Source organism: Niastella sp., from assembly GCF_045805085.1.
In the GTDB taxonomy this organism is placed as follows: Bacteria; Bacteroidota; Bacteroidia; order Chitinophagales; family Chitinophagaceae; genus Niastella.
In genome coordinates this window covers 1-7,562 of record NZ_JBJMLX010000231.1, presented here as the reverse complement: position 1 = coordinate 7,562, position 7,562 = coordinate 1, and the positions used below count along the sequence as shown (strand labels likewise).

The window sequence follows — 7,562 nt, the reverse complement described above, 5'->3', positions numbered from 1 at the left end:
GGCGGCTCACCTATCCTACTTCGGAACTGAGTGTGAATACTGATAATGTTAATGAGGCTATTGGCAGACAAGGGCCGGATAAGCTGAGTACACGGGTTTGGTGGGATAAGTAAGGAGTTGACGAGTTGACGAGTTGACGAGTTGACGAGTTAATAAGGGGATCCGAGATACAAGTTTATTAGTTCCTGACCCAACCAATACAATATAAATGAGCAACGAGAAAAAATTAAGAAGTTCCGACTGGTTTGGCCGATCAGACAAAATGGGTTTTGTACACCGGTCATGGTTTCGTACGCAGGGTTATCCCGACGATTATTTCGTGAACAAACCCGTGATCGGCATTTGTAATACATGGAGCGAGCTTACGCCCTGCAACAGTCACCTTCGCGATTTAGCAGAGATAGTAAAACGCGGGGTGATAGAAGCAGGCGGTTTTCCCCTGGAGTTCCCCGTTACCTCGCTGGGCGAAACCGTAATGCGCCCCACCACCATGCTGTTCCGCAACCTGGCCAGTATGGATGTGGAGGAAAGCATTCGCGCCAATCCCATCGATGGCGTGGTGTTGCTCACGGGGTGTGATAAAACAACCCCTTCAACCATCATGGGCGCCTGTAGTGTGGATCTGCCCACTATTGTAGTGTCAGGTGGCGCCATGTTGAACGGTCGCTTTCGTGGTGAATGCATTGGAAGCGGTTCTTTTAACTGGCTCATAAAAGAAAAACAGGGAGTAGAAAATTATACTGAACAGGATATCCATGAAGTGGAAACAGGCGTTGCCCGTAGCCAGGGTCATTGCATGACTATGGGCACCGCCAGCTCCATGGCCTGTATGGCCGAAGCGCTCGGGTTAACGTTACCAGGCATGGCGGCCATTCCTGCCGTAGACTCCCGGAAAAAACAATTCGCGCAATTGAGCGGCCGACGTATTGTAGAAATGGTAAAAGAAAACCTGAAACTATCGCGCATACTTACCCGTGCGGCTTTTGAAAATGCCATTGTCATCAACTCCGCCATTGGCGGGTCAAGCAATTTTATTATCCACCTGCTGGCCATTGCCGGTCGCATAGGTGTTCCGTTAACCCTCGAAGACTTTGACGCCATCGGCAGCAAAGTACCTTTATTGTTGAACCTGAAACCATCGGGCAAATATTTGATGGAGGATTTTTATTACGCCGGCGGTTTACCGGTGATCATCCGGGAAATGCAATCGTACCTGCACAACAATGCCCTCACCGTAAACGGGAAAAGCATCAGCGACAATTGCGCCGTTTCGCCCTGTTATAATACCGATGTGATCGCCACTGTGCAACAGCCGCTTCAACAATCAGCCGGCATGGCTGTGCTGAAAGGTAACTTATGCGAGAACGGTGCCATCATAAAACCCTCGGCAGCTTCCCTGCATTTACTCAAACACCGGGGCCGTGCCGTAGTATTTGAAAACATTGAAGATTACCACGCCCGCATTGATGATCCCGGCCTGGACATCGATGAGCATTGCGTGATCGTGCTAAAAGGCGTTGGGCCTGTAGGTTATCCCGGTATGCCCGAAGTGGGCAATGTTGACCTGCCGATGAAGCTGCTGCAAAAAGGCATCAAAGACATGGTGCGTATTTCAGACGGTCGCATGAGCGGCACCGCCGGGGGAACCGTTATATTGCATGTTTCACCAGAGTCATCGATAGGCGGTGTGCTGGCATTGGTGCAAAACGGCGACATGATAGAACTGGATGTAACAGCCAGAAAATTGCACCTGGATGTGTCTGATGAAGAGCTGGCTGCCCGCAAAGCACGCTGGTTACAACCAGCTGCTATGGCAACACGTGGTTATGTAAAATTCTACATTGACCATGTACAGCAGGCGCACCTCGGCGTCGACCTGGATGTATTACGGGGTGGCAGCGGTGATGAAGTGGTGCGGGATCTGCATTAATTTATGTAGCACTATTAATGATCTGAACCAGTTTATTTACAAACTCCCTGGTATAAATCCCTTCCTTATCCAGATCAGGATCAAGGATCGTTATTTCCATACCAACTGCTTTTTCGTTAGAAAGTAAAGGTGCCAGTATTTCTGCCAGCTCTGCAAATGAAAGCCCATCCGCTGTTCGGCTGTCAACCGCAGGCATAATCCGGTCATCCAGGGCATCTACATCAAAATGAATAAAGAACCCATCCAGGTTGTTTTGCTCCACCATTTCAAGAAACTGCTGAACGGTATGTTGCAAGCCATTTTCCCGGAGGCGAACAAGTGGAAAGTAAGCTGTATTGGAATCTATAACCGGCTTTTCATAAGGAGCATCATACTCCCGGTTGCCTACGCAGTAAATGTGTTCTTCCTGAATATATGGTTTTAGATTATAGATATTAGTAAGCTTCTCATGGCCATGGCCCGCCACAATAGCAAGGTCCATCCCGGCGGCGCCGTGGGTGCCTGACATTTCAGGCCAGATAAAATCTGTATGTCCATCTAAGTAGAATATTCCATAAGCACCTTTTTGCCGCAACGCAATAGCGCTCCCAATAAGGATACTGCAATCACCACCAAGGATCAGCTGAAAAATCTCGCTGTTGATCTCATTAAGTAAAAACGCCGCCTGTTCTTTTGCATAGGTAGCAATAGCATCTGCATTTCTTACCTGTGACGCCTTATCAACCAACATGGTATAAACTGGCGGTCCTAAACGGACTACTTTATCCGGCTTGATCTGATCATGAAAACCAAACTGCTTTAACCAATCGGGCAGTTTCTTTACGCCGGGCTCAATGGCATAATCAGTTTTCTTTAGTCCCAGGTTGGATGGAAATTCGAACAGGTTTATTTTATGGCCGGTCATGCAAATTCGTATTTGGTAAAATTAATTCAACAACTTATACCGCTTGAACGCCTTCCCCTTTCGTCTCAACCACGCATGGTAAGCAGAAGGAATATCACATTCAGGTTTTGGCAGCAGCGAAGAAATGATGATCCGGTCAATTTGGGAGATAAGTCCGTTTATGAGGCAAATGCGGAATAGTACCACCGGTTCAAACCCAGCTAATAATAAAGTAAAGGTCACCAGCAGCATCAACCCCCATAACTTCGACAGCCAGTTATGCGCACACCCGCTTTTTCTGAATTTAAAAAAGTTGATGAGGTCCGACACCGGTTCCAGTATAAACAAAACAATGATGAAGTAAAGATGGTCCTGTATAAGCCGGCCATTCAACAACCAGATGCTAACGCCGGCAGCCAGCCAGAATACGATGTCTACATTGGCGTCCCATTTTCGCAGACTGTTACTTGCCACGCCCAGGTTGCGGGCAATAATGCCATCAAAAATATCCGAGATCATGCCCGCCCATAAACAGGTTACCAGGAACCAGCCGCTTTGATGGGTTTGCAGTGTCCAGATAATCATTACAGGCGCCAGTAACAAGCGAAAAATAACCAGCGAAAAAGGGATGGCTTTTTTTATTTTTTCCAAGCGTTCTTTTTTATTAATTGTAAGAAGAAAAAACCGATAATAAAAAACACACTCAACGTGGCCACACTGGCGCGCATGGAGCCGGTCACATATTCTATCCAACCAAACAGGAAGGTACCGATCACCACGCCCATTTTATCGAGCACATCATACAGACTGAAGTACGTGGCATACTCATCTTTCTCATCCTGGATCAGCGCCGCAAACGCCGACCTCGACAACGCCTGGGTTCCACCCATCACCAACCCTACCAGCACTGCCATAATATAAAATTGCGATATACTTTGTATGGAATAAGCGATAAAACAAACCAGCACCCACAATAAGACCGCTGTTTTTACCGCAAAAATATTATTGACCTTTTTGGCAATGAACAAAAACACATACGAGCCCAGGATAGCCACCAATTGCAGGATCAATATAACACCAATGAGGTGGACCGTTTTCAGGTTCAGTGTTTTGGTGGCAAATACGCTCGACATGCCCATCACCGTGGTAAGCCCCATATCGTAAAAAAAGAAAGCCAGCAGGAAGATAGAAATAGCCTTGTGCCCCCGTGCGCGAAGAAAGGCTTTATAAATGCGGTTATAGGATCGCAAAATGGTTTGGCCTGTAACCTTATTTCCTTTTCTATCGGCCGGTAGTCCTTTTATGGAATACCAGGCAAAGCCAAGCCACCAAATACCAATAAACACAAAGGATACGCGCACAGGAATATTCTGATCGATTTGTGCTGAGGTAAAACCGAGATGAGCTGCAAACTGTATTACCAGCAGGCTTATTACAAGGGCGATCATCCCACCCAAATATCCCCAGGCAAATCCTTTTGCACTAACGGTATCGAACTGATCGGGCGTGGCAATTTCGGGTATATAGGCATTATAGAACACGACCCCGAGGCTGTAACAAACACTGGAAATTATAAACAGCCCCGCGATCAGCAGCATTTGATCGGCCGTTGAAAAGAAAAGGAAGATACAACTCACCGACCCGATATAAGAGAAAAAACTCATAAAGAGTTTCTTTCTGCCCGAATAATCGGCTATGGACCCAAACAAAGGACTTAAAAACAGCAACAACAGGGATGCAAATGAATACATGTACGCATACAGCACAGAGTTACTGATGGTGTGCCACCAGACGGTTTTGTTGCCTGCCGGCGGGGCCAGACTTAAAAAATAACTAGGAAAGATGGCCGAGGTGATCACCAGTGAATAGCTCGAATTAGCCCAATCGTACCAACACCAGGCATTTACAATCTTGTTATTCGGTTTCAGGGGCATGTGACAAACATACATCAATAGAAAAGGCTATGCAACCTTGCAGATAGCCCTTATTCATTTTAACATATTTTTTACTTTATTAAATCAATTACAGATCATACCGGTACAAAAGCGTATAGGAACTTCGTTTATACCCGGTCGATGCAATCAGCGGCAGGTTGAGATCAAGATAGCCTGCAAACAGGTGCCGGCCCCATTGCAATTGCAAATTGGGTTGCAGCGCCTGGTGAAAACTTATTCCGGCGCCAACAGAAAGATGAAAGGCAGTGCTGTCATTGACATCGATCTTCCGGATGCCACGGATACCGATATATTGTTCAGGTACAGAACTTGATGAACCGCTTACAAAGGAAATATTTCCATACCCGCTGATTTGAGTGGTTTCATTAATAGCCGTTGTATAACCGGCCTGCATCCCGAAAGTGGTAGGCAAAGCGCTGATATGGTCCCACTCGGTATAGGGATGATTGATGTAACGGGTGGAAAAACCGATATACCATTGCTGGTCCTCTACAGTACGAAAAACACTGGCGCCGGCGTTAAAACTAAAATACCCCATATTGTAACCCGATCCCAACGGATCTCTTTTAAGCGCCCAGTTAAAGGCGCCGAACTGATCGAAATTAGCGGGAAAACTATAATTATATCCTGTATTACCTACCCGGTTGAAAGAATAATTCCCCTGAAAGCCAAGGGCTAAATAAGTATCATTATAATCGATCGGCAATGCATATGACAGCGCAAGCATCGCCGAGGAAGCATTCATCAGGTTGTTGCTGGCATTATCGACGTTTATTCCTGCAGAAAGCGTAAAGAAAGGAACGGCAGCAACCGTTTCTATATTCCGTTCAAAAACCAGCTCAAGGGTTATCGACTTACTGGTGGTTGAAAGAATACCCGGATAATTTACTTTATGAAGCAGTACATGTGCTTCCGGCATTGTATCGGTTTTCAGTGCCGGGTTGTACCAGATCATCATCTGCTCAATTCCCTTCGCATGGGGATCCTGTCCTTTGGCAAAAACCGCTATACCTGTCATGACAATAAATAATAAAAACCGTCGCATGGGAATGACTTATGCAAAATAACGAGGTTGGTCTTTATTTATTATTTCCTGATTGTTAATAACCACCCGCGGTCAATTCTCCCCCTACTTCAACCCAAAAGATTGCGCTTAATCAAATAGTGCCCGCAAACGCTCCGGTTTGCAAATCAATTTTTTTGGTTTGAACCTGAATCACTAATTTTAGTCAGACCGCTCGTTAGATTTCCATGCATAAGTAGCTCTGATTATCATCATTCCCGGTAAAAGTAGCTTTGTTCACCTTTAAGGATTCCTGTAGCATCCCCTCAACCAGGCATTCTATTGCTATTCCCCAAACCCATTGTGGTTAACCTTAAAGTTTTAAACATGAAAAAACGCTGCTTGCTATTTGCCATCCAGGGTGTCTGCAGCCTGCCCATAATAGCGCAGGTTGGTATTGGCACCACTACTCCCAACTCCATGCTCGATGTGCATGGTTCAATGTCTACCAGTTTTCGCACCTTTTCCACTTCAACAATTATTACCGGTACCGACCACACGGTTGTATTTACGGGCACAGCTGCCACAACGGCCACCCTGCCTACTGCAGTGGGTGTAACGGGCCGGGTTTACTGGATCAAAAATGCCAGTGCCACCCTACCTACGCCTACCCTTACGGTGGCCACCACTTCGTCGCAAACCATCGATGGCGCTACTACCTGGTTACTGGATGAAGCGAATGAAGTGATGAAGGTGATCAGCAATGGTACAAACTGGCTGGTATTGAGCCAGAACGTGGCCATACCAGGCTCCGGCACTACCGGCGGCCCCTGGTTGCAGGGCGGCAACTCGGTAAGTGCTGTAAAAACGCTGGGCACTACCACCAGCTTCGATCTGCCCTTTATTACCAACAACACAGAGAAAATGCGGCTCAACACAAGCGGTTACCTGGGGTTGAACACCACCAGCCCGGCCGGGCGTTTACACATGGTGAATGAAACCCTGGAAGCGGGTAACGATTACATTTTTGACGATTATGGAGCCGGTACCACGCAGGGTATTTATCTCACCAAATCAAGGGGAACGGCAGCCTCCCCCACCAACCTGCAGAATGGTGACCAGATAGGTGCACTGCGTTTTATTCCCCGGTACAATGGCAGTTTAACCCTGAATGCAGGCACCGGGCTGGAAGTATATTATAAAGGCGATGGCACCACCAACCTGGAAGACATGCGCTTTTTTACCGGCGGTACAGAAAAAATGCGTATCAGCGAAACCGGTAATGTAGCCGTAGGGGTACAATCCTGGGACCTTACCAACCCTGAAAAATTATTGGTCGATGCGGGCTCTACAGGAAGTTTTAACGTAATAAGCGGCCGGGGCACCATCAATTACTACCTGCAATTGAATATCCAGAACCGCTCCAATGGCGCCAACGCCAGCTCCGATGTGGTGGCATCGGCCAACAATGCCACCGAATCTGTCAATTTTATAGACATGGGCATTAACTCAAGCGGTTACAACAGCACGTTATTACCCATCCTGAATGGCAATAACACCGCTTACCTGTATGGCACCGGCCGAGATTTTGTGATAGGCAATGCCGCTTCAACGTACAACCTGTTGTTCTTTACCGATGGCTTTGACGTTACCGATGAAAAACTGCGCATTACAAGCGCCGGCAATGTGGGCATTGGCACTACTTCTCCGGCCGATAAATTAAGTGTGGCCGGCGCTATTGTACCTGCTGCCGACAACACGTATACGTTGGGAAAAAGCGGCGCCCGCTGG

General features: G+C 47.1%; 6 protein-coding genes. 2 read left to right on the top strand and 4 right to left on the bottom strand.

The features are described 5' to 3' along the window. The first annotated feature begins 208 nt into the window (after positions 1–208). A complete protein-coding gene (locus ACJ751_RS11835; RefSeq protein ID WP_407745705.1) occupies positions 209–1,930 on the top strand; it encodes an IlvD/Edd family dehydratase in 1,722 nt (573 codons plus the stop codon). 1 nt (position 1,931) lies between these two features. Here the strand turns inward: ACJ751_RS11835 and ACJ751_RS11830 are convergent, their stop codons facing one another. From ACJ751_RS11830 to ACJ751_RS11815, 4 genes are all read right to left on the bottom strand, one after another. Beyond that, positions 1,932–2,834, bottom strand: coding sequence for an arginase family protein (locus tag ACJ751_RS11830; RefSeq protein WP_407745704.1), 903 nt, complete (start codon positions 2,832–2,834; stop codon positions 1,932–1,934). 21 nt (positions 2,835–2,855) lie between these two features. Continuing rightward, positions 2,856–3,464 carry a CDP-alcohol phosphatidyltransferase family protein gene (locus ACJ751_RS11825; protein ID WP_407745703.1) on the bottom strand — a complete coding sequence of 203 codons (609 nt, stop codon included), beginning with the start codon at positions 3,462–3,464 and terminating at the stop codon, positions 2,856–2,858. Further along, positions 3,452–4,747 (bottom strand): MFS transporter, encoded by a 1,296-nt coding sequence (locus ACJ751_RS11820; protein ID WP_407745702.1) that lies wholly within the window; start codon positions 4,745–4,747, stop codon positions 3,452–3,454. Before ACJ751_RS11820 ends, ACJ751_RS11825 begins: the two co-directional genes overlap by 13 nt. An 88-nt stretch (positions 4,748–4,835) precedes the next feature. Further along, positions 4,836–5,813: a hypothetical protein gene (locus tag ACJ751_RS11815; protein ID WP_407745701.1), complete on the bottom strand. Its 978-nt coding sequence runs from the start codon at positions 5,811–5,813 to the stop codon at positions 4,836–4,838. Between the two features lie 345 nt (positions 5,814–6,158). Between ACJ751_RS11815 and ACJ751_RS11810 the strand changes: the two genes are divergently transcribed. After that, positions 6,159–7,562: hypothetical protein (locus ACJ751_RS11810; RefSeq protein ID WP_407745700.1), on the top strand; the 1,404-nt coding region annotated here is incomplete at its 3' end.